This is a genomic window from Nocardia brasiliensis IFM 10847, from assembly GCF_000710915.1.
GTDB classification, from domain to species: domain Bacteria; phylum Actinomycetota; class Actinomycetes; order Mycobacteriales; family Mycobacteriaceae; genus Nocardia; species Nocardia brasiliensis_A.
In genome coordinates this window covers 94,094-119,320 of sequence record NZ_BAUA01000174.1, presented here as the reverse complement: position 1 = coordinate 119,320, position 25,227 = coordinate 94,094, and the positions used below count along the sequence as shown (strand labels likewise).

The window sequence follows — 25,227 nt, the reverse complement described above, 5'->3', positions numbered from 1 at the left end:
GCACACCTATGCCCCGCCCGTCCACCACACGAAACAGGAGGCGAACCACACGACCCGGACAGTCACTTCGTCGTCGAGATGAACCCACCCATCCAGGTCGCGCACACGGTGAACGCGGACATCACCGACGCCGACCGGTGCAGCCGCAGCCGACCGACAACCGCAAAACGGGACGCACAGCACAGTCACCCCACTCATCTCCCCCACCCCGCCCAGTGATCCCGGACTCGCCGGAACGGACGTCCACCAGCTGGACTTTTCCGGCGTGTCACACTCTGAGGTCCTGCGTCGTCAACCCGGTGACGCACCTTTGGACTCGCCCTATCCCGGGCGTAACGATCGAACGGCGAACCAGCAGTGACTTCCGCACAGTCTTCTCCTTCCGAACCTCTCGACCAGGCCGAGCTGGCCCGGCGGTTCGAGGAGCATCGGCCATATCTGCGCAGGCTCGCCTACAGCACGCTGGGCAGTCTCACCGACGCCGACGATGTCGTGCAGGAGGCGTGGCTGCGGTTGCAACGCCAGTTCGAGGCGGGCACGGCGGGACAGATCGAGAACCTGCGCGCGTGGTTGAGCACTGTGGTCGGCAGGCTCGCGCTGGATCAGCTCGGTTCGGCGCGCGCCCGCCGTGAACAGTACGTCGGCGAGTGGCTGCCCGAGCCGGAGGTGACCAGCTGGGACGATCCGGCGGACCGGATCACCCAGGACGAGCGGGTGACCACCGCGCTGCTGGTCGTGCTCGAATCCCTGTCGCCTGCCGAGCGCACCGCGTTCGTGCTGCAGGACGTGTTCGGCATGAGCGGGCCGGAGGTCGCCGAGGTGGTGGGGCGCACCCCGGCGGCGGTGCGCCAGCTCGCGTCCCGGGCTCGCAAGCGGGTCGAGGACGGCACACCGCGTTTCCCCGCCTCGCCGGACGAGCAGGAGAAGGTCGTTTCCGCGTTCGCGGTCGCGTGGCGGTCCGGCGATCTCAGCGCCTTGCTCGGCGTGCTCGACGCGAACGTCAGCCTCACCGCGGACGGCGGCGGCAAGGTGCCCGCGATCCGGCAGGCAGTGCGCGGCGCCGAGCTCATCGCGAAGATGCTGCTCGGTTGGTACCACGCGCCGTCGGCGGCGGGCGGCTGGGGCCGCGCGGTGCTGGTGAACGGCGCGCCGGGCCTGGTGGTGTTCGACGGCAACCACATCGGCGTCTTCGCCTTCACCGTCGACAACGGTCGCATCGTCTCCATCGATGTGGTGCGCAACCCCGACAAGCTGCACGACCTGCCCACCTCGGGTGAGCCGGACTGGTACCTCAACATGACGGACTCCGACACCGAGTAACACGAGGGAGTGCCTACCGGCGCGTGGATAGCAAAGAACTGCTGGACGCGAGTATCCCGCCACCGGAACGCATTTGGCGCACTCCCGTGAAGTCCTCCTACGAATTGTCCAGGCGGACAGCGATGAATGCACGGGCCATGCGTCGATTCCGGCGGGATCCTCTCGGTTTTCTGCAGCGACAGCGGCGCGTTCCGCCCGCCGTGGGTCGGGGTGTGCGTGCGCGACGTGGTGGTCCACGAACCGCGGCCCGGACGCCGAGAGGTGTTCGGGCCGACCGCGTATCAGCCGACCAGACCCATCGGCTGCCGTGCCGCGTATCCGTGTGCCGCGGCCACTTCCACCGACACGAGCCGTCCTCCGTCGGCGGTGAGACCCTGCGCGAGTTCCGGATAGTTGGCGCAGGCTTGCTGCCAGCCGAGCCCGGCGATGGCCCGGACGTAAGGCAGCGTGGCGTTGGTGAGCGCGAGGGTGGCCGTGTGCGGTACCGCACCCGGCATGTTCGCGACACAGTAGAACAGCGAATCGTGCACGCGGAAGGTCGGATTCGCGTGCGTGGTCGGCCGCGATCCCTGGAAGCAACCGCCCTGGTCGATGGCGATGTCGACGAGCACCGAACCCGGCCGCATCTGCGCGACCAGCTCGTCGGTGACGAGTTTCGGTGCCCGCGCGCCCGGCACCAGCACCGAGCCGATGACGAGATCGGCTGCCAGTACGGCCTGTTCGATCTCGGCGGCATTGGACGCGACGGTCGTCACCCGGCCGTCGAACCGCGCGTCCAGCTCGCGTAGGCGGTGCAAGTTGGTGTCCAGCACCGTGACTCGCGCGCCCATGCCCGCGGCGACCGACGCCGCGTTGGTGCCGGCGACCCCGCCGCCGAGCACCACCACCTCCGCCGGGCGGACCCCCGGCACCCCGCCGAGCAGCATGCCCGCACCGCCCAGCGGCGCCATCAGGTGATAGGCCCCGACCTGTCCGCCGAGCTTGCCCGCCACCTCGCTCATCGGCGCGAGCAACGGCAGCGACCCGTCAGTGGAGCGCACCGTTTCGTAGGCGATCGCGGTGATCCCCGAACGCAGGATCGCGTCGGTGCACTCCCTGGACGCGGCGAGGTGCAGGTAGGTGAACAGCACCTGCCCCGCGCGTAGCCGTGGATACTCCTCGGCGATCGGCTCTTTCACTTTCAGGATCAGGTCGGCCTCCCACCACACCTGATCCGCCTCGGGTGCCAGTCTCGCCCCGACCGCGGTGTAGTCGGCGTCGGCGAATCCCGATCCGACACCCGCCCCGGTTTGGATCAGCACCTCGTGCCCCTGCGTGGCCAGTTCTCCGGCACCCGCCGGCGTCAGCGCCACCCGGAACTCCTGCTCCTTGACCTCCCGTGGAACTCCGATCCTCATACGGTCATCGTGGACCCCGCACCTCGGTCCCGCCACGAACGACGCGCGGGTGTCACACGATGATCACGAGTCCGCCCGGCCACCGCGCGTTTCTGCACAGGTTGACCAGCAGACTCGGCGCGAGAAGCTCAGACAGTGACCGCTTTGCCGAGCGGCGGGATGTGCAGCTGGTCGGCGCGGCCCGCGTTCTCGAACAATTTGGTCAACCGCTCGAGCGTTTCGCTGAAGTGCAGCCACCCGTCCCCGTGCACCGGCACGATGGTCGCGTCCCCGAGCACCTCCGCGGCCTGCACCGCGGTGCGCGCGTTGAGCGTGACGTCGACATCGTCGAAGAGTCCGACATTCGCCGCGCCGACGAACAGGATGGCGATATCGATCCGGCCGAACCGCTCGACGATCTGCCGCACCCGATCGACCGAGGCGTTGTCGCCGGAGACATACACGGTCGGCTGCCCGTCGGCCTGCAGGACGAACCCGGTCACGACGCCGGTGACCGATTCGCATCCTTCCGGCCCGTGCAAGGCCGGCACCCCGGTCACCTTGATGCCGTCGACCGTCACGGTCTCCCAATTCGCCAGTCCGCGAACGCCGTTGATGCGCTCCCCGGCGTCCGGGGTGGAGAGCACGGTCGGCACCGACTGCAGGAATTCCCGGCCTGTGTTGTCCAGATTGTCGGCGTGCTGGTCGTGCGAGAGCAGCACGATATCCACCGGCCCGACCTCGGCCGCGGACACCGCGGGACCGGCGAGCTTGTACAGCGTGACCGGTCCCGGGTAGACGCCCGGCTCGTCGAAGGTGGGATCGGTCAGGAAAGTGCGGCCCGCGTAGCGGAAACGCAGGGTGGGGCCGCCCACGTGCAGAGCCTCGAGCTTGGTGGTTCGTTCGATCGTTTCGGTCATGACAATGATCTTGTCCGGCCGCGAATCATCCCGACAGTGGCCCGAGAGCCGCTGATCGCTAAAATCGGGCCATGCGTACTGTCGCCGTGCTCGCCTACGACAACATCAGCCCGTTCCATCTGTCCGTGGCCAGCCTCGTCTTCGGCCGCGTCGGTATCGGCGGCAAGTCGCCGTACCGGGTGGACGTGTGCGCGGAGCGACCCGGAACCCTGCCCACCCCAGCGGGTTTCGATATCGACGTGCGCCACGGCCTGGACACCCTGGCGCGCGCGGACACCGTGGTGATCCCGAGCTGGGAGCGGCACCTGCCGATGTCGGCGCAGTTGCGCGAGGCGCTGTGGCAGGCGCACGGCGCGCAGGCCAGGATCGTCGGGTTGTGCCTCGGCTCGTGGGCGGTGGCGGCCAGCGGACTGGTCGACGGCCGCGAGATCACCACCCACTGGGCCGGCGCCGCCGAGCTGGCCGCCGCCTTCCCCGCGGTCCGCGTCCGTGCCGACACCCTGTGGTCCGACCTCGGCGACGTGGTCACCTCCGCGGGCGTCGCGGCCGCCCTCGACTGCTGCCTGCACCTGGTGCGCAACGATCTCGGCAGCCGCGCGGCCACCGAACTGGCCAGAGAGCTGGTGACGGCGCCGCACCGCAGCGGGTCGCAGGCGCAGTACATCCCGGTCGCCGTGCCGGATGCCGCCGACGACGACCCGATCGAACGCGCGATGGTCTGGGCCCGAACGCATCTCGGCGATCCGATCGACCTGGACGGCTGGGCGCGGGTGGCCCTGATGTCACGGCGCACATTCACCCGCCGTTTCCGCGACCGCACCGGCAGCAGCCCGCAGCAATGGCTGCTGCACCAGCGCACCGACCGGGCCCGGCTGCTGCTGGAGACCACCGGCGACACCATGGACCGGATCGCCACCGAAACCGGCTTCGGCTCCGCCGTCAGCCTGCGGCACCACTTCCATCGCATCCTCGGCACCAGCCCCGCCGCACACCGCGCGCTGTTCGCGACCCCGGTGCACTAGGGCCCTAGTTCATGAGTCACGGTGGATGCATTCGGGGTTCAGCTCGTCGCCTGGCAAGGCGGAGGAGGAGCCGACACCGGGGTTGTATCGGCGACGACGACAACGCGGCCAGGCGGCGAGCTGGACCCCGAAGGCGCCGCCGCGACTTACGAACCAGGCCCTAGCGGTGCGCGGCGGAGACGCTAGGTTCAGCGCATGAGGATTCAGATCGGTGAGTTCGTTCCGGAGATCGACGAGGACGCGTGGCTCGCGCCGACGGCGACAGTCATCGGGCGGGTGCGGCTCGCGGCCGAGGTGAGCATTTGGTACGGAGCGGTGATCCGCGGCGACCTGGAGCAGATCACCGTCGGCGCACGCACCAACATCCAGGACGGCTGCGTGCTGCATGCCGATCCGGGCTTCCCGCTCACCGTCGGCACCGGGGTTTCGGTGGGGCACAACGCGATTCTGCACGGCTGCACGATCGGCGACGACGTACTCGTCGGCATGGGCGCCACCGTGCTCAACGGCGCGGTGATCGGCGCGGGCAGCCTGATCGCGGCCAACGCGCTGATTCCGGAGGGTGCGCAGATTCCGCCCGGGTCGCTCGTCGCCGGCGTGCCCGGTAAAGTTCGCCGCGAACTCAGCACGGCCGAACAGGACGGCATTCGACTGAATGCGGCTGTGTACGTACACAACACGGCCAATCACCGCACCGCGAGAGAGGTGTGAGACAGAGCACACTGATCAAGCGTCCAGTAGGATTCGCTGATAACATTCTGCCAGCGTGCCCGGTGACCCGGGGTCTCCTGCCGACACGGTTGTCGTGCGGCTTGTAGCGCAGTGGTGAACCCACCCTGGGTCGGGTGGGAACGTGAGCTAGCGTGCAGGCAGGAGGTATCACGGTGGTTGCGTACGTGCAGGCCAGTATGCACCGGCCGATGGGGCGGATCAGTGTGGCCGACATCGCCGCCCAACCGGGTGGGGTCGAGGCATTACAGCGACGGGTTCATGAACTGCGTTCCAGCGGAGTCGATTTCGCCGCGAACGCGATCGAACAAGAGATGGCGGCACTGGACTTACCCCGCCAATGAGCTCGGCCCACGGTCACCGCGATGTCACGACGCCGCGGTGACCGTGGCGAGTCCGGCCGTGGTGTGCTGATCCAGCACCATCAGCGCGCCTCGCACCCGCACCGCCTGCCAACCTCCGTCCAGCCGCCGCAACCGCACCGTGCCCTCCGCGCGCCGGTGCGCCAGCTCCCGCGACATCTCGCGCGCCGCGGCGAGATCGTCCGGGTGGATCTGCGGCGCGGGCTCCCCCGGCAGGTCGGCCCAGGCGATGCCGGGCATCGGCGGCCCGATCCAGCGAATCAGTTGCAGTGAGCGCAGATTCACGATCGCGCGATACTCCCCCGGCGCTGTGGCGGCCTCCAGCAACTGATACTCCAGGATCATCGGCGGAGGCGCGGACGGTACCGCCGTGGCCGCGCCGATGTCCTGGGTCACGCCGCGGAACAGCACCGCGCGCTCGCCCGCGGCGTCGGTCTCGACATTGATCCGGCACGCGAAATGTCCTGCCCGCAAGGCATTGTCGTCCCGCCGGATGGTCCACACCGCTTGATGCTCGGTGTCCGGCTCCGAATTCACCAGCTTCGCCAGCGCCTCGCTCTCGTCCCGGTTGGTCACCAGCCGCGCGAACGCGCCCGCGATCGCCAGCTCCGCCGCGCGGTCCTCGGGCGCGACGCCGTAGAGGTCGAGCAGATCGTTGCTGCGCACGGATCGATTGGTGGTCAGGTTGAAGTACCACGCGCCCACAGGTTCTCGCTCCGGCAGTGGTTCCAGCACGGGCCCCACCCACAGCCGTACGGCGTGCGCGCGGTCCGGCGCGATCAGCAGCGGCTCGGCGCGCACGGCACGCCGGCCGTCCGCCGATACCCGCGCGACCACGGCACAGGTCGCGACCGCCTGCGCCAGTGCGGCTTCGGCATCGGCCAGCGACAGCGGATTGCGCAGGATGTGGCGCAGCGGCACGAAGGATTTCGGCGTGGCCCCGAGGGCGATCACCGCGCCCGGCGGTCCGGAGAAGCACTCGATCAGAAGCCATTTCGCCATCAATCGCGTCCGATCAATCGCGTCCGATTATTCTTCGTCACGAGATATGTTCGACCAGTTGCCATTTCGTCTATCCGTCCCTGCCCGCGCCGGGGCGCGCGGTCAGGAACGAAATACCATGTCCAATACCCGTTCGTGATACGAGCCGGTGATCCGTGTGACCAGATCCACAAGAAGGGCGTCCAGTCCGACCAGCACCTTCGCCTCACCGCGCGCGGCGCCGCGCAGGATCGTCCGCGCGGCCGCCGCCGGGCCGGTCCGCGCGACCCGCTCCTCGAAGCGCCGGGCCACCGCGGCCGCGTCGATCCCCGGTGCGACCCGCGCCGACCGGGCGATCGAGGTGAGCACGCCGCCGGGATACACCCCGGTGACCCGCACCACACCGCCCGCCGCGCGCATATCCTGCCGCAGCGAGTCGGTGAACCCGCGCACGGCGAACTTCGCCGCGTTGTACGGCCCGTGCTGCGCCACCCCGACCAGCCCGAAAGCCGAGGACATGTTCACCACGTGCGCCCGCTCGGCAGCCTGCAGGTAGGGCAGAAAAGCCTTGGTGCCGTTGACGACTCCCCAGAAATCCACGTCCATCACCTGTTCGAAGTCCCGGAACGGCGATTCGGCGACGCCGCCGACGTGCAGGATCCCGGCGTTGTTGAACAGTGCCTCGACCCGGCCGAAGTGCGCGACCGTTGCCGCCGCGTGCGCGAGCACCGCCGACCGGTCCGTGACGTCCAGGGTGGTCACCAGCGGTTCGGAATGCAGCGCGGCGCAGAGCCTTCCGGTCTCGGCGACGGCCTGCGCCGACTTGTCCGACAGTGCGAGCAACGCGCCGTCGCCGGCCAGCGCCAGGGCCAATTCGCGGCCGATACCCGCGCCGGCCCCCGTGATCGCCACCACCCGGTTCGCGAAATATGCCACGGCGCAACCTCTTCCGGCCCATCCAGCATCCAAGGTGGATATCCACAGGGTAATCACTCGAAGCTGGACATGCGACCGATAAGACAGAACACCCCCTGGTTCGGCCATCCCCGACCACGCCGACACCGCCCGATGAAATAATGAATGGCCCTCACCCGCACCGTCGCGATGCCGTCCGCTCGCCCCGGCGTCCGCGCGAATCGACTGGAGACCAGATGCCCACTGTCCCGCCCATGCTGCAGCGCATCCTGGAGAAGCCCGTCGCCGACGGCGAGAAGCTCCTGGAAAGCGCGCTCTCGGCCTTCCTGGACTTCGGCATCAAACGGACCAGCATGGGCGAGATCGCCCGCCGCGCCGGCATCAGCCCCGCCACCCTGTACCGCCGCTTCGAATCGAAGAACGACCTGGTCGAGGCCGTGAGCGTGCGCGAAGCCCAGCACTTCGTCGAGATGATCGACAAGCAGGTGCGGGCCGTCTCCGGCAGCGAGGACCAGCTGGTGGAGATCTTCGTCGCGTTCATCACCGCGATCGCGAACAACGAGTTGCTGCGCCGCCTGCTGCGCACCGAACCCGACCTGATCCTGCCCCGCCTCACCACCGACGCGGGCCCCGTCCTCGCCGTCGGCCGCGGCTACCTGGCCGACAAGTTGCGCGAACTGCGCGACACCGAAGGCACCCACGATTTCGACGCCGACCTCGTCGCCGAGATCATGGCCCGCCTGGCCCTCTCGCTGGCCCTCACCCCCGACGGGCTGATCCCCGTCGCCGACCGCGACGCCGCCCGCGAGTTCGCGCGCCGCACGCTGCTTCCCATGGTGGGCGTCCACCTCCCCCGCTGAGCCTCGCGTCAGCGGAATGCGGCGGCCACCCGATCGTTCAGTTCGGCGCGTATTGCGGGGTCTGCGCACCGGCCTTCGGTGAGGTCCCGGGCCACCGTGATGATCGCCGCGGCGTGCGGAGAGGCCGGATCCGGGAGGGGTAGGCGCGAGACGTACTGGGTGATCCAGCGACGGCGACCGGAGTAGAGGCGGTTGCCGCAGACGGTGTCGTAGAAGCGCAGGCCGAGGGCGGAATTGGCCACGCCCATCAGCAGATACGCGAGCTGCTCGGCCTCGGCGGAATCACGGGACAGGTCCGGTAGGGACAGCCAGTAGCAATCACCGTTGACCACCGCGCCGGAGCGGTCGAGGGCGAAACGCGGGCGGTCGCTGATATCCGGGAAGACCACCTTCGGCTGCCGCCACAGTTGCGGACGCTGCGGCACCCAGATCTCGAACCACTCCCGGCCGGTCGCGCCGACGTAGCGGCGCGCGGTGAGTATGTCCTTGTGGTTACGTAGATATTCAGCGGCACAGGGATATTCGTCCAGATCGATCGGCGTGCGGCGAGCCAGCGTCAGATCGTAGGGGTAGAGCACACGGGTGTCCTGGGCCCGGGTGATCCGCCACGGCTCCAGATCGTTGTGCGTGATCAGGTCCAGCAGCAGTTCCGCTTCGGGGACCGGCTCGGCCTCGGCCCACCGGTCCGAGATGAACACCCGATCGGCGGTTGTCTTGATACCCACCCGGATTCGTGCGACCTCGCCGAAAGTCCGCCAGGTCGCGGCGTCGATGGCGGCGAGCCAGGCGTCCACGCGCGCATTGGACATGCGCCAAGCGGTATCCGGTGTCGTGGCATGCGGCGGCGCTCGGTGTCTCGTCGCGGACTCGGCATCGATGGGCGGGTCCGTCCCGGGTGCCCCTGGCCGAAACGCCAAGTGGCCGTTCGTCCTCGGTCTGCCCACGGATTCCCCGGTCACCAAAGTGCCGATCTCCACCGCGAACTGCCGTCCCTCGTGGGTGACCAGACAACCGGTCTCACCGACCATGGCCTCGAAAAGGCCGGTCTCCGTGGCGATGCCGCCGCTGTCCACCTCGTACGCCGACACATAGCGGCAGGTATCAGCACTCGTGCCACGCGTCGCGATGGTGATCGCGGGCAGCACCGCGGCCTCGAACAGCTTGGTGTCGCCGAGGTCGTACAGTTCGACCGGCGCCAGTTCGGCGAGCAGCAGCCGCCGGATGTTCGCGCCGGCCCTGGTCGTCAAAAACCGGTTGGCACTGAGCAATCCGAGCACGCCGCCGGGACGCAGCAGTCTGGGCAGGGTCGCCACGAACGGATGCGTCAGATCGATCCGCCCCCGCAATCCGAACTGCTTGCTCAGCAGCTGGGCGGTCGCACCGCCGAGTTGCTGGGTCCGCACGTACGGCGGATTCGTGATCACCGCGTCGAACGAGCCCGCCGCCAGCTCGGCCGCGACCGTCAAGAAGTCGCCCACCTGCCAGTCGACGGCGATCCCCGCTGCGGCCGCTCGTGCCCGCGCCACTCGCAACGCCGCCGGGTCGAGGTCGTAGCCGATCAGCTCGATCCGGGCACCCGGTAGTCGTTCGGCCGCTTCGGACCGCAGCGCGAACAGCAGCTCCCCGTCCCCGCAGGCGGGATCGAGCACCCGCAGCACCCCGGTGGGCGGCGGCGCCACGTGCGCGAGCAGCCGTGCGGCCAGGAAACGCGCCAGCACGGGCGGCGTGTAGTGCCTGCCGTGCCGTTTGCGATCCCGCGCGCCGCGGGCCTCGGACGCCATGCGTGGATTCTGCCCTTTTCGGGCGTTCGATTCGGCGTAATCCCGCAGCAGGCCATTCCGAGTTCGCCCCGCTGCTGCTAACGTTCGGTCTCATAATGAGACTGCATGAGGAGATGGCATGACAACGGCCGAGGTGGACACCCAGGAATTCGCCACGCTGACCCGACTGCTCGACGAGCGCTGGACCTGCCGGCAGTTCCTGGCCGATCCGGTGCCGCGCGCCGTCATCGAACAACTGCTGCGCCTGTCCCAGCGGACGGCGTCCTGGTGCAACACCCAGCCGTGGCAGGTGGTGCTGACCGAGGGCGCGGGCACCGACCGTTTCCGCGCGGCGCTGCTCGAGCACGTCCGAACCGCCACTCCTGAACCGGATTTCGCGTTTCCCGCGCAGTACGCCGGGGTGTACCGGGATCGCAGGCGCGCGTGCGGCTTTCAGCTGTACGACAGCATCGGGATCGCAAAAGGCGAGCACGAGAAGACAATGCGGCAGACACTGCGCAACTTCGAACTGTTCGACGCCCCGCACGTCGCGATCGTGACGACCGAGGCGGATCTCGGTGTCTACGGCGCCGTCGACTGCGGCCTGTACCTCGGCAACTTCCTGCTCGGCGCGCAGAGCCTCGGGCTCGGTGCGGCGCCGCAGGCCGCGCTGGCCTCGTACGCGCCGTTCATCCGGGAGTACTTCGATATACCCGAGCACCGCCGGGTGGTCGCCGGAATCTCGTTCGGTTATCCCGACACCGCGCACCCGGTCAACGGATTCCGCACCGCGCGCGAGAGCATCGATCAGGTGGCGACCTGGTTCACCGACTGATCCGTGTCGACCTCGGGCCCGAGCAGTCCCGGCCCGGGTTCGGGGGTCACGTCGCGGGCCGTCATCGCGCCGCCGCACACGTCACACTCGAGGTTTGCGTGCACCTCACCGGTGCACTCGCGGTGCGCGTAACGCACCGGCGGGCCGTCCGGGGCCATGTAGGTGTCGCCCCAGTCCCGAATAGCCATCAGAATCGGATAGATATCGTGGCCCTTCTGCGTGAGCCGATATTCCTCGTGCGCGCCGACCGCGGCCTTGCGCTTCACCAGGATCTCGTGCTCGATCAACCGATCGAGGCGATCCTGCAACCGGCTGCGAGAAATACCGAGCGCACTCTGGAACGCGTTGAATCGGCGGACCCCGGAGAACGAGAACTTCAGGATCAGCAGAGTCCAGCGGTCACCGAAGATCACGAGCGGACGCGTGATCGAGCACGGCACGTCGGCAAGCTCCTCATAACGCACCTTTAGATGCTACCGACCGCCCACGACCCCCTTCCGTCTTCCCGCACCACTTCCGACGCTTCGCACCCCTGTGGCATGCCGGAGCGGGTGCGGGAAGTCAGAACGGGTGCGGGAACCAGGACGGGCGGGCGATCGCTTCCGCGCTGACCGAGGCGAAGCCCGCTCCCCCACAACGCAACTGGGCCCCGGATGTACCGGGGCCCAGTTGCGCGGTCGTCTACAGCGGGATGTTCTTCAACCTGCTGGGCCGCGACGGCGCTGCGGCCAGCGCGGCAGCGATGATGCTGCGCGTCTTGGCCGGGTCGATCACCTGGTCCACCACACCGATCGCGATGGCCCGTTCGACGCCGCCCGCGATGCGTTCGTGCTCCGCGGTGAGCCGCTCGTGCAGCGCTTCCCGCTCTTCCTCCGGGGCGGCGGCCAGCGCCTTCTTGTGCAGGATGCCGACGGCCGCCTTGGCGCCCATCACCGCGACCTCGGAGCCGGGCCACGCGTACACGGCGGTCGCGCCCAGCGAGCGTGCGTTCATCGCGATGTAGGCGCCGCCATAGATCTTGCGGGTCACCAGCGTGACGCGCGGGACGCGCGCCTCGGCGAACGCGTGCAGCAGCTTGGCGCCGCGGCGCACCACGCCTTCCCACTCCTGACCGACGCCGGGCAGATAGCCGGGCACGTCGGTGACGACGATGAGCGGAATACCGAACGAGTTGCACAGCCGCACGAAACGCGCTGCCTTCTCGGCACTTTCGGAGTTGAGGCAGCCGCCGAGGCGGATCGGGTTGTTCGCGAGCACGCCGACGGTGCGCCCGCTCAACCGGCCGAGACCGGTGACGATGCTGCGCGCGTAGCCCGCCTGCAACTCCTCGAACGAGCTTTCGCCGTCCACGTTGTCGAGCAGTTCGTGGATGATCGGCTTCACGTCGTAGGCGCGCTTGGGCGATTCCGGCAACATCGCCTTCAGGTCGACGTCGCCGTGCGCGGCCGCGACCAGATCGAACTCACCCTGCTCGGCGAACATCGACACCAGCCGCCGCGCGCGATGCACCGCGTCGGCCTCGTCGTCGGCCACGATATGGGTGACGCCGGACTTCTTGCCGTGCGTCTGCGGGCCGCCGAGGGTGGCCATGTCGACCTGCTCGCCGGTCACGCTGCGCACCACGTCGGGTCCGGTGACGAAGATGCGGCCCTCGGGCGCCATGATCACGATATCGGTGAGCGCGGGGCCGTAGGCGGCGCCGCCCGCGGCGAAGCCGACCACCACCGAAATCTGCGGTACCAGGCCGGAGGCGCGCACCATGGCCTCGAAGACCAGGCCGACCGCGTGCAGGGCCTCGACGCCCTCGGCCAGCCGCGCGCCGCCGGAATGCCAGATACCGACGACCGGGACGCCGGAGTCGATGGCCGTGTCGATCGCGTCGACGATGTGCTTGCAGCCCTCGACGCCCATCGCGCCACCCATCACGGTGGCGTCGGAGCAATAGGCCACGGTGCGCACGCCGTCGACCTCGCCGATCGCGGCGAGCACGCCGGACTTGTCGCGCGGATGCAGCGGAAGCAGCGTGCCGGGATCGAAGAAGCGCTGCAGCCGACCCAGCGGATCCCGCGGATCGGTCGATGTCGCGTGGTGCAACGCGGAAGCCATGGTTGTCATCGCGTTCTTCCCTCAACCTTCAGGAAAAGGCCGCTGACGCGGCTGCAAAATGGCGATCCCGGCGGGATCTGGCCGTCGAAGCGGCAGATCCCGCCGGGATCGTTCGAGCAGTCTCAGTCGATGCGGCTAGGCCCGACCGAAGGCGAGCGCGACATTGTGCCCACCGAAACCGAAGGAGTTGTTGATCGCGTACTCGATCTCCTGCCGGCGCGCCTCGCCGTGCACCACGTCCAGATCGATGGCCGGGTCCTGGTTCTCCAGGTTCAGCGTCGGCGGGACGATGCCGTCCCGGATGCTGAGCACGGTCAGCACGGACTCGAGTGCGCCGACGGCGCCGATCGAGTGGCCCAGTGCGGATTTCGGGGCGTACACCGAAGCGTGCTTGCCGACGGCGAGGCTGATCGCGTTGGCCTCGGCGGTGTCGCCGATCGGTGTCGCGGTGGCGTGCGCGTTGACGTGGGTGATGTCCTTGGCGGTCAGACCCGCGGTCTGCATCGCCCGCTTCATCGCCCGTGCGGCGCCGACGCCGTCCGGGGCGGGGGCAACCAGGTGGAAGCCGTCCGAGGTGATACCGGCACCGAGCAGGCGAGCGTGGATGGTGGCCCCACGCGCCTTGGCGTGCTCCTCGGTCTCGATGACCATCAGGGCGCCCGCCTCACCGAAGACGAAACCGTCGCGGTCCTTGTCGAACGGACGCGAGGCACCCTTCGGGTCGTCGTTGCGGGTGCTCATGGCGCGCATCATGCTGAACGCCGCGATCGGCACCGAGTCGATGTAACCCTCGACACCACCGGTGACGACCATGTCCGCATCGCCCATGACGATCATCCGCCATGCGTTGGCGATGGCCTCGGAGCCAGACGAGCATGCCGAGACCGGAGTGACCACTCCTGCCCTGGCCTTCAATTCGAGGCCGACAACGGCCGAAGGACCGTTCGGCATGACCATCTGCACAGCCAACGGCGAGATCTTGCGATAGCCACCGTTCTTCAGCTTGTCCACCGAGTCGATGAGGGCGTCGCCGCCACCCAACCCGGTTCCGATGGCCACACCCAGCCGTTCCGGGTCGACCTCCGGGCTGCCCGCGTTACGCCAGACTTCGCGACCGAGCACGGTCGCGAGCTGCTCGACGTACGCCATGCGCCGGCACTCGACTCGGGTGAGCAGGGTCTCGGGCCGGACCTTCAGGTGACCGCCGATGCGGACCGGAAGGTCGTATTCCTCGACGAAGGAATCCTCGAGAACGTCGATACCGCTCTCGCCGTTGAGGAGTCCCTTCCACGTCGCATCGACGTCACCCGCGATCGACGTGGTCGCCGCCAGGCTAGTGACGACGACGTTGGGGAAATTCCCGTTCAAGGTGGAAGGAGTGGTCACAGTGTCGGCCCTACTCGGCGTCGAACTTGGCCTTGAGCTCCGCGGCCGCGTCAGCGTTCTCGGCCTCGAGCTTCTGGATGTAGGCGACCGCGTCGCCGACCGTCTTCAGGCTGGCCAGATCCTCGTCCGGGATCTTCACGCCGTACTTGTCCTCGGTCTGCACCGCAATCTCGACCATGGACAGCGAGTCGATGTCCAGGTCATCGACGAAGGACTTCTCGATCGTCACCTCGGAGGGTTCGATACCCGTCACCTCTTCGATGATCTTGCCGAGTTCCTCGACGATTTGTTCCTGGGTCAGAGCGGCCACTTCGTGGCTCCCTTCTTGTTCTTTGTAGGGCTCGTACCTGTTTTTTTCGGATCGAGGCGGGCGATGGTTACGTCCGCTCGGTCACAACCGTGCATACCGATGCATGGCTGCCGGAAAAAGCTAGCCGGAGATGCTCACCCCGGCCAACGCGGGGAGGTCTTCGGGGGTCTTCAGGGCCAGTGTGCGCGTGCCCTTCAGCTCCCGCTTCGCGATACCGACAAGGGTGCCCGCCGGCGGCAACTCCGCCACCATGGAAACCTCTGCCTGCCTTACGGTTTCGGTGCACAGATCCCAACGGACGGGCCTGGTGACCTGGGCCGCGAGCTTGTTGATCGCATCACGTCCCGAGCTGACCGGCTGACCGTCGAAGTTCGACAGCAGCAGCCGCGTCGGCTCGTTCGGCACGATCTGCGATATGGCATCGGTCACAGCGTCCTGCGCCGAAGCCATGAACTCGGTGTGGAACGCACCCGCGACGGGCAGCGCGCGAATCCGCGCCTTCTCCGGCGGGTTCGCGGCCAGTTCCGCCAATGCGTCCAGCCGACCCGCGGCGACGATCTGCCCGACCGCGTTGCGGTTGGCCGGAATCAGGTCGAGTTCCGCGAGTCGCGCGAGCACGGTGGCCTCATCGCCACCGAGCACGGCGGACATGCCGGTCGGCTCCAACGCGCACGCCTTGGCCATTTCCGCTCCGCGGATGGCGGCCAATTTCACCGCGTCGTCGGGCGAGATGACCCCGGCGACCGCGGCGGCGGCGAGTTCGCCGACCGAGTGTCCGGCGACGATGGTAGCGGCCGGAAGTGAATCCGTGGGGATTTGCGTGTACGCGAGCAACGCGGCGGCCACGACCAGTGGCTGCGTCACGGCGGTATCCGTGATTTCCTCGGCCGTCGCCGTGGTGCCGAGGCGGACCAGGTCCAGGCCTGCGGCCATGGACCAGAGAGTGAGCCGGTCATGCGCGCCAGGGAGGTCGAGCCAAGGCGCGAGCATGCCGGGAGTCTGGGACCCCTGTCCAGGGGCGAACAACGCGATCACTCCCTAAGAGAACACTGTGAGGCACCCCGCAGGAGATGTCGACGCGAATGAAGCTTGCCGCCGCGTTTTGTGGGACTCCCACAAAACGGCATGTGGGCTGTTCGGATCGAACAACCCACGATTTCCGTTACAGCCCCTCGTTGCCCAGGGCGAGATGAGTGGCCTCTGGGGTAGGTGTTGACGATTCGTTACGGGTTCGTGTCAAACGACCCACTGTGGCGGCGATTCTGAGCACATACGCGTCCCGCGGATTCATCGGATCACGACCCGTGATTTCGGCGATCCGTTTGAGGCGGTAGCGAACGGTATTTGGATGGACGTACAACTGACGGGCACAAGTCTCGACAGCGCCACCGCAATCCAGATAGGCCTCGAGGGTGTCCGCCAGCGCCGATCCCGCCGCGGCCAACGGAAGGACAAGATACTCGTTCAACGCCTCGACCGCAGCTCGATCGCCGAGCAAAGCGCGTTCGGGCAGCAATTCGGTCGCATGCACCGGGCGTGGCGCCCCGCGCCAGCCCACCACGGCCTCCATTCCGGCCAGCGCTTCGACCGCGCTGGCGTGCGCGGCGCCCAGCGTGCGGGTGGTCGGGCCGATCACCACGGGACCGTCGGAGAAGACCTCGGCGAGCAGATCCGCGAGGAACGGGGATATATAGGACGACTCACCCAGGTGCCCGCTCACCACCATCACCAAGCGCGTGCCCTGCACCACGGCCAGTGCCGCCCGGCCGTGCCGGGCCGCGATCGCGTGCACCGACCCCACCGACGACATGCCGTGCTCCGGCGGCGGCGTGCCCACCAGCACGGTCGCGGGCGCGGTGGCGTCCCAGTTCAGCGTCGCGGCCCGGGACAGCATGTCGGGACCGGTGTCGCCGCGGACCACCGCGTCGACCACCAGCGCTTCCAGCCGGGTGTCCCACGCGCCCCGGGATTCGGCGGCGCTCGCGTACACCGAGGCGGCCGCGAAACCGAGCTCACGCCCGTATCGCAGCACCGCCTCGGTCAACGCGACCAGCTGCCGGTCGTTGCGCGCGAGCGCGGGCAGCCACTGTTCGAAGAACTCCATGGCCACCCGGACCATGTCCACGGTCTGGCGCAGCGTGAGCCGCCGCGCCAGATCCTGCGGAATCACCTGGAACGCGTCGAGGCTGAACCGGATATCGCTGTCCGGGTCCTGCAACCACTCCAGGAAGTTCACCACCGCGGTCTGCACCAGCATCTGAACGCCGGCGCGCTGCGCGGCGTCCAGATCGGCGAAGAACGGCAACCGATCCTGCATCGACCCGACCGCCTCGGTGGAGAGGCGTCCGGAGAACTGCTTCACCCGTTTGAGCAGCGTGTCCGGCAGCGGGTCGCGGGTTTGCCGGTTCGGGGAGAGCGCGCCCGTCGGCAGATACACCTCGTGCTCGGACGAGCCCTCGGAGATCCGGCGCGGCCGCGGCGGTTTACGGTCCACCATTCAATCGTCCGCTACTCGCCGTCCCCGTCGGAACTCGAGGCGTTCTTCGGCGCGGCGTCGACATCATCGATGCGGTATTTCGCGGCCGCCTCGATCACCTTCGCCGGGTCGATCTTGCCGGCCTTGGCCAGCCCCGACAGCGCGGCCACCACGATCGACTGCGCGTCGACGTTGAACACGCGACGCGCCGCGGCCCTGGTGTCGGAGAAGCCGAAACCGTCGGTGCCCAGCGTGACGAACTCGCCCGGTACCCACTTGCGCACCTGGTCCGGCACCGCGCGCATCCAGTCGGTCGCGGCCACGTAGGGACCCTCGGCCCGGGAGAGCGCCTCGGTGATATATGGCACACCGTGATCTTCGTCCGGGAAGCGCAGCGCGGCGATCTCCTTCTGCAACGCCTCCTTGCGCAGCTCGCCCCACGAGGTGGCGGACCAGACGTCGGCCTGCACACCCCAGTCCTCGGCGAGCAGCGCCTGCGCGCGCAGACCGTCCGGCACCGTCACGCCGGAGACCAGGATCTGGGCCCGCACATCGCCTTCTCCCCCGCGCTGGTACAGGTAGAGGCCCTTGAGCAGACCGTCGACGTCGAGCTCGGCGGGCTCGGCCGGCTGCTGGTACGGCTCGTTGTAGAGGGTGATGTAGTAGAAGACGTCCTCGCCGCCGAAGCCGCCGTCGGCCTTGCGCGTATCGGTGCCGGGCACCGAGTACGGGAGCGGTTCCGGTGCGCCGCCGCCGTACATCCGGCGCAGGCCGTCACGCACGATGTGCGCGATCTCGTAGGCGAAGGCCGGGTCGTAGGTGACCACCGCGGGGTTGGTGGAGGCCAGCAGCAGCGAGTGGCCGTCGTTGTGCTGCAGACCCTCACCGGTCAGCGTGGTTCGCCCGGCGGTTGCTCCGAGCACGAATCCGCGGGCGAGCTGATCCGCCGCGGCCCACAGCCCGTCGCCGGTGCGCTGGAAACCGAACATCGAGTAGAAGATGTACAGCGGGATCATCGGCTCGCCGTGCGTCGCGTACGAGGTGCCCGCCGCGGTGAACGAAGCGGTCGAACCGGCCTCGTTGATGCCCTCGTGCAGGATCTGCCCGACCGAGCTCTCTTTGTAGGCAAGCATCAATTCCGCGTCGACCGATGTGTACAACTGCCCGTTGCGGTTGTAGATCTTCAACGAAGGGAACCACGAGTCCATGCCGAAGGTACGGGCCTCGTCGGGGATGATCGGCACGATCCGCTTGCCGATCTCCTTGTCCCGCAACAGCTCCTTCATCAGCCGCACGAGCGCCATCGTGGTCGCCACGTTCTGCTTCCCGGAGCCCTTGCGCACCGACTTGTACGCCTCGTCACCGGGGAGTTGCAGCGGCTTTGCTGTGGTGCGACGCTCGGGCAAGTAGCCGCCGAGCGCCTTGCGGCGATCCAGCATGTACTGGATCTCCCGCGCCTCCATGCCCGGGTGATAGTACGGCGGCAGGTACGGATCTTTCTCCAATTCCGCGTCGCTGATCGGAATTCGCTGCAGATCGCGGAAGTCCTTGAGGTCCTGCAACGTCAGCTTCTTCATCTGGTGCGTGGCGTTGCGGCCCTCGAAGTGCTTGCCGAGGGTATAGCCCTTGATGGTCTTGGCCAGGATCACCGTCGGCTGGCCCTTGTGCGCCATCGCGGCCGCGTAGGCGGCGTACACCTTGCGATAGTCGTGGCCGCCGCGCTTGAGGTTCCAGATGTCCTGATCGGACAGATCCTGCACCAGCGCCTTGGTGCGCGGGTCCCGGCCGAAGAAGTGGTCGCGCACGTACGCGCCGTCGTTGGCCTTGTAGGTCTGGTAGTCGCCGTCGGCCGTGGTGTTCATCAGATTCACCAGTGCGCCATCGCGATCCGCGCCGAGCAGCGCGTCCCACTCGCGGCCCCAGATCACCTTGATGACGTTCCAGCCGGCGCCGCGGAAGAACGACTCCAGTTCCTGGATGATCTTGCCGTTGCCGCGCACCGGGCCGTCCAGCCGCTGCAGGTTGCAGTTGACCACGAAGGTCAGGTTGTCCAGGCCCTCCAGCGCCGCGACGTGCGCGAGACCGCGCGACTCCGGCTCGTCCATCTCACCGTCACCGAGGAACGCCCACACGTGCTGATCGGAGGTGTCCTTGATGCCGCGGTCGTGCAGGTAGTGGTTGAACCGCGCCTGATAGATGGCGTTCATCGGGCCCAGGCCCATCGACACGGTCGGGAACTCCCAGAAGTCCGACATCAGCCGCGGGTGCGGGTACGACGGCAGACCGTGGCCGGGGCCGCCGTGGCTGTACTCCTGCCGGAAGCCGTCGAGCCGGTCGGTGCCGAGCCTGCCCTCGAGGAAAGCGCGCGCGTAGATACCCGGCGAGGCGTGACCCTGGATGAAGATCGAATCGCCGCCGCCGGAGTGGTCCTTGCCGCGAAAGAAGTGGTTGAAGCCGACCTCGTACAGCGCCGCCGAGGACGCATAGGTCGAAATATGGCCGCCCACACCGATTCCGGGACGCTGGGCGCGATGCACCATGATCGCGGCGTTCCAGCGGATCCAGGCGCGGAAGCGCCGCTCCACCTCTTCGTCGCCGGGGAACCACGGCTCGTTCTCGGTGGGGATCGTGTTGACGTAGTCGGTGGAGGTCAAGGCGGGGATGGCGACACGGCGTTCACCGGCCCGCTCCAACAGGCGGAGCATGAGGTAACGCGCTCGACCCGGGCCCTCCCGGTCGAGCATTTCATCGAACGACTCGAGCCATTCGCTGGTTTCCTCCGGGTCGATGTCCGGTAGGTAGGACGCCACCCCTTCGCGGATTACCCGCACCCGTCCAGCCGGAGCTGACGATCCGTTCGGATCGCGGCCTGCGGCGGGAGCGGGGGCGGCATCGGATCCAGCGGATTGCGCTGGAGCGGAAGAGTGGATCAGGTCGGTCAAATCTGCTCCTCGTACAGGGGTGGACATGCGGATGGCGTCGGTATCCCTGAGTGGCGTCGCGTGGGTCTGCGTACCACTCGTTCTACGAAAGGTTCGGGCGCACCCTCCATCCTTCCCGATGGTGTGCCCCAGGTCATCATGTCAGCAGGAACTCCAGTACCGTGCGCTGGGCAACATTGGCGTGCGCCTCGCTGGCGCTCTGCTCCATGTTGCCCAGAGGCGCTGTGTCTTCGATTCACTCGCTACGCTCGCTCATGGCTGCGCCTCGCCGACGCTCGGCTCCATGCTGCCCAGGGGCGCTGCGTCTTTCGATACGCTCGCGGCGCTCCCTTATGCGCCCAGGCCGCTGTAGTTTTTCGACGTTGTTCAGACCTGACCGGGAGGACGAGTGAGAACGCTGGACCCACGCCGATTCGGACTGATCTGCGCGACCGGGGCAGTGGCGGTCGGACTGGTCGTCGCGGGCTGCGGCAACCGGGTCCACGGTACGCCCAATCCCAACACCGCGGATCTGGCCGCCTACAAGACCGAGGCAGCCGCCTCCTCCGCCGCCGCGACCTCCTCCAAACGAGCTGCCGCGCAGACCAAGGCGATCGGCGACAACTGCGCCCAGTTCCCCACCACCACCGGCGTCGGCGTGTCCAAATACAACGAGTTCATCGACGCGCACGACGCCAACGCCGGCGACTACGCCGCCAAACGAGAACTCGCCGCGTCGACCCTCGATGACGCCGCCAACAAGGTGGAGACCGGGATCAGCACCGCCAAGGACGCCATGCCCGCCGATCTGGCTGCCAAATTCACCGACTACGTCAACGCCGCCCGCGCGCTGTCGGCCGAAACCCGCAAGATGACCTACACCGCGCCGGTCGGCCCGCTCAACGACGCGAGCAGGCGGGTCAACGACGCGCGAAACGCCGTGCGCGACGCCTGCCCGAAACGCTGAAGCGCACATCTTCTCGCGACATTCCGGGCCTATTTCTGTCGATCGGCTTGCGCTGAGAGCCATAACCATGTTCGCTTGCAACTACCTATTGTCGGGAGTTGAGGAGGACACCACCGTGGTCGCCGCGGCGGACGCGCAGAACTACGCTCAGAAGCTTGGCATTACACACGGCATGGTTGTCCAGGAATTGGGCTGGGACGATGACGTCGACGACGACCTGCGGGCCGACGTCGAGGAGTCGATCGGCAGCGAGCTCGTCGATGAGGATTCCGACGAAGTAATCGACGTCGTGCTGCTGTGGTGGCGCGATGGCGACGGTGACCTGGTCGACGCCCTGATGGATGCGATCGGACCACTCGCCGACGAAGGCTTCGTCTGGGTACTCACGCCCAAGACCGGACATCCGGGCCATGTGGAACCGAGCGAAATCGCTGAATCCGCACCGACCGCCGGTCTGACTCAGACTTCGGCGATCAGCTTGGGAACCTGGGCGGGCAGCCGCCTGGTGCAACCGAAGGCGCCCTCGAAGCAGCGCTGACCCACCTTTCGCTATGGTGTCGCCGGGCGGTGAACACGCCGCCCGGCGGAAAACCGACACGATGGAGGATTTGCGATGCCGCTCGAAGTTGGCACTGTCGCGCCGGATTTCACGCTCAAGGACCAGAACAACCAGGACGTCAGCCTGTCCGACTACCGCGGGAAGAAGAACGTGCTCATCGTCTTCTACCCGCTCGCCTTCACCGGCATCTGCCAAGGTGAACTGTGCAAGGTGCGCGACGAGCTGCCCAAGTTCCAGAACGACAACGCGGAGATCCTCGCGATCTCCGTCGGCCCGCCGCCCACCCACAAGATCTGGGCCGCCGAGCAGGGCTACACCTTCCCCCTGCTGTCCGACTTCTGGCCACACGGCGCCGTGGCCCAGGCCTACGACGTCTTCAACCAGAAGTCCGGCTACCCCAACCGCGGCACCTTCGTCGTAGACCGTGAAGGCCGCATCCGCTTCGCCGAGATGAACGCCCCCGGCGAACCCCGCGACCAGGCAGCCTGGGAGAAAGCCCTCGCCGCCCTGGACTCCTAGCCCTCCCGCAAAAAAGGGCCCTGACCAGTCGGCTTGGGATAACCCCCACCCCCACGCTAAATTCATAACCCGGCCGACAAGGTCGAGGGCGTATAGCTCAGCGGTAGAGCTCTGGTTTTACACACCAGCGGTCGGGGGTTCGATCCCCTCTGCGCCCACAAGATCCCATCAGACCCCTGTAGACGCCATAAGCAAGCCGGTTGCACGACCAACAGGATCAGTAGCTCCTCGGACTGACCGCTCCGCCGGACGCTGGCCAAGTCCTGGTCTTCCTATCCGCCCCGGCGGTGTCGAGGGCGTCGAGACGAGAAGCTCACCGTCCACGGTGTCCGGACCGTTCCGATCGTCCGGACAGCTTCGCTATCCTTCCAGGTCGCGCCTCGCGTAGCCGTGAATTCCGATCGCGATCCCTGCGATGGTGACGACAATCAGGATGGCGATGGCACCCCAGTCCGGTGCGGTGTCCGGTACGGCGGCGAGGTGAGCGAACGGGGAGATCTGCCGGATCCATGCTGGCGCGCCAATGCTCTGGGCCGTGACGTCGAGCAGGAATCCGCCGACCACGGGGATAGCACCGATCGCGCTGACCGCGCTGGGGTACCAGCCCAACGCCAGTACTGCGGCGCCGAGCGCGAGCAGGGCTACCGGGGCGATGTTGGCGGCGCCTGCGAGGGCGTCGCCTAGGGCCAGTGGGGCGCCGGTGAGTACCGCACCTGCCCACATCGCGATCGCCGCTGTGCTCAGTAGGATCATCAAGCCGACTGTGGTGACAGCGATTTCGATTCCCGCCGCGCGATAGCGTGACAGCGGCAGGGCATGCAGGGCGGTCCAACGGCGTGCCTTCTCATCGGCGACAGCGGTGGCGATGCGACTGGCGGCGTACCCTCCGGCTGGCAGGGCCAAGATCGCGAATATCGCAGCGGCGAATCCGGTAGCCGACCCGAGTCCGCCGAATCCTGCTGTCGCGGCAAGCTCGGCGAAACGAGGGTTCTCGTCCATGAATTCGAGGATCGAGGAGATCAACGCCCCGATCAGCAGGAAGTAGGCGCCGATGCCTAGTGCCCATCCGGTGGTGGGGCCGACGGCGCGCCGAACTGCGAAACCGGTTACAGATCCGAGCAGGCGTGTACGCGCAGCGCGCGTGCTGGACAAGGCGATCACCGCACCGCCGAGGTCGCGCCGCTGGGCAAGGGTCAGCGCGCACGCGGCGGGCACGATGGCGAACAGCACCAGCACGAGCACTGGTGCAACACGATTCTGGGCGTAGGGCGCGGTGCGTGCTGCCAGGCCGAAGGGGGTAAGCCATGCCGTCCAAGCGAACACGGCGACACCGTCGGCAAGCATCCGCAGCAGCAGGCTCACCCCGACTGCGGTCGAGGCCAGCCAGGTGGCCGCGGCCCGCGATGGCATCAATTGCGCGGCAAGCAATCCCACACCGGCGAAAGCCGCGGTGGTTGCGAGCACGCAGGTTGCGTGCAGGAAGGCGCCCAGCGGATCGGTACCGGTGAGGACCAGCGCGGTCCCGACCCCGGCCCCGATCACCGCTGCGGCCAGCCACAGCGTGGCGGTGATCCGCACGAGCACGTCGGCCGAGCGCAGTCTGCCGCCGAGGAGCAGCTCCCAGCGTCCGGCGTCCTCCTCACCGCGGGTCAGGCGAGTGGCGGCCAGCAGTGCCCACACCCCGCACAGCACCAAGACCGGGGTGCCGGTACGCCACACGGTGAATCCGCCAGGGTCGGACAAGGCCAGCGGAGGCCCGAAAAGGACTCGGATGGCAGGGTTCTCAGCAAGTGCACGGATCGCACCGGTGTCGATGGTGTCGGCGAAGGTGGTGCGGTATTGAAACGCGACCAGCGCCGACATGCCCGCGGCGATGGCTGTCACGAACAACGCCCCGCGCTGTGCTTGATGTCGCGCGAGCCGGCCGGCTGCCCGTCCCGGCGCGAAGTCACTGGCCGATGTGACTGTCGTGGTGCTCATCGCTACTTCTGCCCGTAGTAGTCGAGGAAGATCTCCTCGAGGCTGGGTTCGTGCGAGGACAGGGTCGTCACCTGTGCGGCGGACAGTGCGCGCAGTGCCGGTGCCGCAGGCCCGGACAGCGTGAACCGGAGTCGGCCCGGTTCGGGTGCTTCGACACCCTCGACACCGGCTACCTCCGCCAGCGACGGCGTTCGGCCTTCATAGGCGACCTCGATAACGGTTCGGTGCAGACGGCGCAGCTCCGTCATCGTCGCGGTCTGCACAAGCCGTCCGGTGCGCAGGATCGCCACCCGATCACACAGTGCCTCGACTTCGCCGAGTTGGTGTGAACTCAGAAAGACTGTCTGCCCACGATCTCGAGCCTCACCGACACAGAGCCGGAACTCGTGCTCCATCAATGGATCCAGCCCGCTGGTCGGCTCGTCGAGAACCAGCAGTGGCGCTCGGGAAGCGAACGCGGCAATCAGAGCGACCTTTTGCCTGTTGCCGGTCGAATAGGCTTTGCCTCGCTTGTCCACGTCCAGGGCGAACCGCTCGATGAGTTCGGCGCGATACCCGAGGTCGGTGCCCGTACCGACCCTGGCAAGCAACTCGAGGGTCTCCGCACCGGTCAGCGACGGCCACAAGGCCACGTCAGCAGGCACATACGCCAGGTGGCGGTGCGCACGCCGGACATCGGCAGCGTCATCACCGAACACTCGCACCAATCCGGCCGAGGGACGAATCAATCCGAGTAGCAACCGGATAGTGGTCGACTTCCCAGCACCGTTGGGACCGAGGAACCCGAACACCTCACCGGCAGCCACCGTGAGGCTGAGATCATCGACTGCGACGGTGCGACCGAACCGTTTGGACAGGTGCTCGATCGTGACAGCAGTACAGGTTTCGATCGCGGGCACGGGCGAGGCCGTGATAGCAGACAC

General features: G+C 67.7%; 23 protein-coding genes and 1 tRNA gene. 10 read left to right on the top strand and 14 right to left on the bottom strand.

The window, feature by feature from the left end; translation table 11 throughout:
- The first annotated feature begins 357 nt into the window (after window positions 1-357).
- Window positions 358-1,320, top strand: coding sequence for an RNA polymerase sigma factor SigJ (gene sigJ, locus NBRGI_RS33980; RefSeq protein ID WP_029901272.1), 963 nt, complete (start codon window positions 358-360; stop codon window positions 1,318-1,320).
- A gap of 281 nt (window positions 1,321-1,601) precedes the next feature.
- Here sigJ and ald read toward each other — a convergent pair whose 3' ends face one another.
- Both ald and NBRGI_RS33970 read right to left on the bottom strand, forming a co-directional pair.
- Window positions 1,602-2,717: an alanine dehydrogenase gene (gene ald, locus NBRGI_RS33975; RefSeq protein ID WP_029901271.1), complete on the bottom strand. Its 1,116-nt coding sequence runs from the start codon at window positions 2,715-2,717 to the stop codon at window positions 1,602-1,604.
- Between the two features lie 128 nt (window positions 2,718-2,845).
- Window positions 2,846-3,616, bottom strand: coding sequence for an MBL fold metallo-hydrolase (locus tag NBRGI_RS33970; RefSeq protein WP_029901270.1), 771 nt, complete (start codon window positions 3,614-3,616; stop codon window positions 2,846-2,848).
- Between the two features lie 71 nt (window positions 3,617-3,687).
- Between NBRGI_RS33970 and NBRGI_RS33965 the strand changes: the two genes are divergently transcribed.
- From NBRGI_RS33965 to NBRGI_RS44525, 3 genes are all read left to right on the top strand, one after another.
- Complete coding sequence (locus NBRGI_RS33965) at window positions 3,688-4,638, top strand: GlxA family transcriptional regulator (protein WP_029901269.1); 951 nt, start codon at window positions 3,688-3,690, stop codon at window positions 4,636-4,638.
- A gap of 195 nt (window positions 4,639-4,833) precedes the next feature.
- On the top strand, window positions 4,834-5,349 hold the full coding sequence (locus NBRGI_RS33960; RefSeq protein ID WP_029901268.1) for a gamma carbonic anhydrase family protein: 516 nt from the start codon (window positions 4,834-4,836) through the stop codon (window positions 5,347-5,349).
- A gap of 173 nt (window positions 5,350-5,522) precedes the next feature.
- A complete protein-coding gene (locus tag NBRGI_RS44525) occupies window positions 5,523-5,711 on the top strand; it encodes a hypothetical protein (protein WP_014983005.1) in 189 nt (62 codons plus the stop codon).
- 24 nt (window positions 5,712-5,735) lie between these two features.
- On the opposite strand, the gene NBRGI_RS33950 is transcribed toward NBRGI_RS44525, so the two are convergent.
- The gene (locus NBRGI_RS33950; RefSeq protein ID WP_029901267.1) at window positions 5,736-6,731 is read right to left on the bottom strand and encodes a GAF domain-containing protein; all 996 of its coding nucleotides are present in this window, start codon (window positions 6,729-6,731) and stop codon (window positions 5,736-5,738) included.
- 102 nt (window positions 6,732-6,833) lie between these two features.
- Entirely contained in the window at window positions 6,834-7,646 is an 813-nt protein-coding gene (locus tag NBRGI_RS33945) for an SDR family oxidoreductase (RefSeq protein WP_029901266.1), read from the bottom strand.
- A 215-nt stretch (window positions 7,647-7,861) separates the two neighbouring features.
- On the opposite strand from NBRGI_RS33945, the gene NBRGI_RS33940 reads away from it, so the two are divergent.
- Complete coding sequence (locus NBRGI_RS33940; protein WP_036561877.1) at window positions 7,862-8,485, top strand: TetR/AcrR family transcriptional regulator; 624 nt, start codon at window positions 7,862-7,864, stop codon at window positions 8,483-8,485.
- A gap of 8 nt (window positions 8,486-8,493) precedes the next feature.
- Here the strand turns inward: NBRGI_RS33940 and NBRGI_RS33935 are convergent, their stop codons facing one another.
- Window positions 8,494-10,266: an Eco57I restriction-modification methylase domain-containing protein gene (locus tag NBRGI_RS33935; protein WP_029901264.1), complete on the bottom strand. Its 1,773-nt coding sequence runs from the start codon at window positions 10,264-10,266 to the stop codon at window positions 8,494-8,496.
- A 118-nt stretch (window positions 10,267-10,384) separates the two neighbouring features.
- Here NBRGI_RS33935 and NBRGI_RS33930 point away from each other — a divergent pair, with 118 nt between their 5' ends.
- Complete coding sequence (locus tag NBRGI_RS33930) at window positions 10,385-11,080, top strand: nitroreductase (RefSeq protein WP_029901263.1); 696 nt, start codon at window positions 10,385-10,387, stop codon at window positions 11,078-11,080.
- Here NBRGI_RS33930 and NBRGI_RS33925 read toward each other — a convergent pair.
- The 7 genes from NBRGI_RS33925 to aceE form a co-directional block, all read right to left on the bottom strand.
- Entirely contained in the window at window positions 11,053-11,544 is a 492-nt protein-coding gene (locus NBRGI_RS33925; RefSeq protein WP_029901262.1) for a winged helix-turn-helix transcriptional regulator, read from the bottom strand. The two genes, NBRGI_RS33930 and NBRGI_RS33925, sit on opposite strands and share 28 nt — an antisense overlap.
- Before the next feature lie 217 nt (window positions 11,545-11,761).
- Window positions 11,762-13,195 carry an acyl-CoA carboxylase subunit beta gene (locus NBRGI_RS33920; RefSeq protein ID WP_029901261.1) on the bottom strand — a complete coding sequence of 478 codons (1,434 nt, stop codon included), beginning with the start codon at window positions 13,193-13,195 and terminating at the stop codon, window positions 11,762-11,764.
- A 126-nt stretch (window positions 13,196-13,321) separates the two neighbouring features.
- Window positions 13,322-14,572, bottom strand: coding sequence for a KasA/KasB family beta-ketoacyl-ACP synthase (locus NBRGI_RS33915; RefSeq protein WP_014982997.1), 1,251 nt, complete (start codon window positions 14,570-14,572; stop codon window positions 13,322-13,324).
- A gap of 10 nt (window positions 14,573-14,582) precedes the next feature.
- Entirely contained in the window at window positions 14,583-14,882 is a 300-nt protein-coding gene (gene acpM / locus NBRGI_RS33910) for a meromycolate extension acyl carrier protein AcpM (protein WP_014982996.1), read from the bottom strand.
- A 120-nt stretch (window positions 14,883-15,002) separates the two neighbouring features.
- Window positions 15,003-15,917 carry an ACP S-malonyltransferase gene (locus tag NBRGI_RS33905; RefSeq protein ID WP_029901260.1) on the bottom strand — a complete coding sequence of 305 codons (915 nt, stop codon included), beginning with the start codon at window positions 15,915-15,917 and terminating at the stop codon, window positions 15,003-15,005.
- Between the two features lie 127 nt (window positions 15,918-16,044).
- Window positions 16,045-17,379, bottom strand: a complete 1,335-nt coding sequence (locus NBRGI_RS33900; protein ID WP_014982994.1) for a PucR family transcriptional regulator — start codon at window positions 17,377-17,379, stop codon at window positions 16,045-16,047.
- Window positions 17,380-17,390: 11 nt separating this feature from the next.
- Window positions 17,391-20,300, bottom strand: coding sequence for a pyruvate dehydrogenase (acetyl-transferring), homodimeric type (gene aceE, locus NBRGI_RS33895; RefSeq protein ID WP_029901259.1), 2,910 nt, complete (start codon window positions 20,298-20,300; stop codon window positions 17,391-17,393).
- A gap of 388 nt (window positions 20,301-20,688) precedes the next feature.
- Between aceE and NBRGI_RS33890 the strand changes: the two genes are divergently transcribed.
- The 4 genes from NBRGI_RS33890 to NBRGI_RS33875 all read left to right on the top strand — a co-directional run bounded on the left by NBRGI_RS33890 (window position 20,689) and on the right by NBRGI_RS33875 (window position 22,482).
- Window positions 20,689-21,246, top strand: a complete 558-nt coding sequence (locus NBRGI_RS33890) for a hypothetical protein (RefSeq protein ID WP_036561873.1) — start codon at window positions 20,689-20,691, stop codon at window positions 21,244-21,246.
- Between the two features lie 115 nt (window positions 21,247-21,361).
- Window positions 21,362-21,784 carry a DUF3052 domain-containing protein gene (locus NBRGI_RS33885; protein ID WP_014982991.1) on the top strand — a complete coding sequence of 141 codons (423 nt, stop codon included), beginning with the start codon at window positions 21,362-21,364 and terminating at the stop codon, window positions 21,782-21,784.
- Between the two features lie 75 nt (window positions 21,785-21,859).
- Complete coding sequence (locus NBRGI_RS33880) at window positions 21,860-22,324, top strand: peroxiredoxin (protein WP_014982990.1); 465 nt, start codon at window positions 21,860-21,862, stop codon at window positions 22,322-22,324.
- Window positions 22,325-22,410: 86 nt separating this feature from the next.
- A tRNA-Val gene (locus tag NBRGI_RS33875) sits at window positions 22,411-22,482 on the top strand.
- Window positions 22,483-22,684: 202 nt separating this feature from the next.
- Here the strand turns inward: NBRGI_RS33875 and NBRGI_RS33870 are convergent.
- Both NBRGI_RS33870 and NBRGI_RS33865 read right to left on the bottom strand, forming a co-directional pair.
- On the bottom strand, window positions 22,685-24,304 hold the full coding sequence (locus NBRGI_RS33870) for a polyketide antibiotic transporter (protein WP_029901257.1): 1,620 nt from the start codon (window positions 24,302-24,304) through the stop codon (window positions 22,685-22,687).
- Window positions 24,305-24,306: 2 nt separating this feature from the next.
- Window positions 24,307-25,218, bottom strand: coding sequence for an ABC transporter ATP-binding protein (locus tag NBRGI_RS33865; protein WP_275451615.1), 912 nt, complete (start codon window positions 25,216-25,218; stop codon window positions 24,307-24,309).
- Window positions 25,219-25,227 lie beyond the last annotated feature (9 nt).

Excerpts from the sequence above, each read along its gene's own strand:
- ald (WP_029901271.1), bottom strand. The coding sequence starts at position 2,717 with ATGAGGATCGGAGTTCCACGGGAGGTCAAGGAGCAGGAGTTCCGGGTG.
- NBRGI_RS33970 (WP_029901270.1), bottom strand. The coding sequence starts at position 3,616 with ATGACCGAAACGATCGAACGAACCACCAAGCTCGAGGCTCTGCACGTG.
- NBRGI_RS33965 (WP_029901269.1), top strand. The coding sequence starts at position 3,688 with ATGCGTACTGTCGCCGTGCTCGCCTACGACAACATCAGCCCGTTCCAT.
- NBRGI_RS33960 (WP_029901268.1), top strand. The coding sequence starts at position 4,834 with ATGAGGATTCAGATCGGTGAGTTCGTTCCGGAGATCGACGAGGACGCG.
- NBRGI_RS33950 (WP_029901267.1), bottom strand. The coding sequence starts at position 6,731 with ATGGCGAAATGGCTTCTGATCGAGTGCTTCTCCGGACCGCCGGGCGCG.
- NBRGI_RS33940 (WP_036561877.1), top strand. The coding sequence starts at position 7,862 with ATGCCCACTGTCCCGCCCATGCTGCAGCGCATCCTGGAGAAGCCCGTC.
- NBRGI_RS33935 (WP_029901264.1), bottom strand. The coding sequence starts at position 10,266 with ATGGCGTCCGAGGCCCGCGGCGCGCGGGATCGCAAACGGCACGGCAGG.
- NBRGI_RS33930 (WP_029901263.1), top strand. The coding sequence starts at position 10,385 with ATGACAACGGCCGAGGTGGACACCCAGGAATTCGCCACGCTGACCCGA.
- NBRGI_RS33920 (WP_029901261.1), bottom strand. The coding sequence starts at position 13,195 with ATGACAACCATGGCTTCCGCGTTGCACCACGCGACATCGACCGATCCG.
- NBRGI_RS33900 (WP_014982994.1), bottom strand. The coding sequence starts at position 17,379 with ATGGTGGACCGTAAACCGCCGCGGCCGCGCCGGATCTCCGAGGGCTCG.
- NBRGI_RS33880 (WP_014982990.1), top strand. The coding sequence starts at position 21,860 with ATGCCGCTCGAAGTTGGCACTGTCGCGCCGGATTTCACGCTCAAGGAC.
- NBRGI_RS33870 (WP_029901257.1), bottom strand. The coding sequence starts at position 24,304 with ATGAGCACCACGACAGTCACATCGGCCAGTGACTTCGCGCCGGGACGG.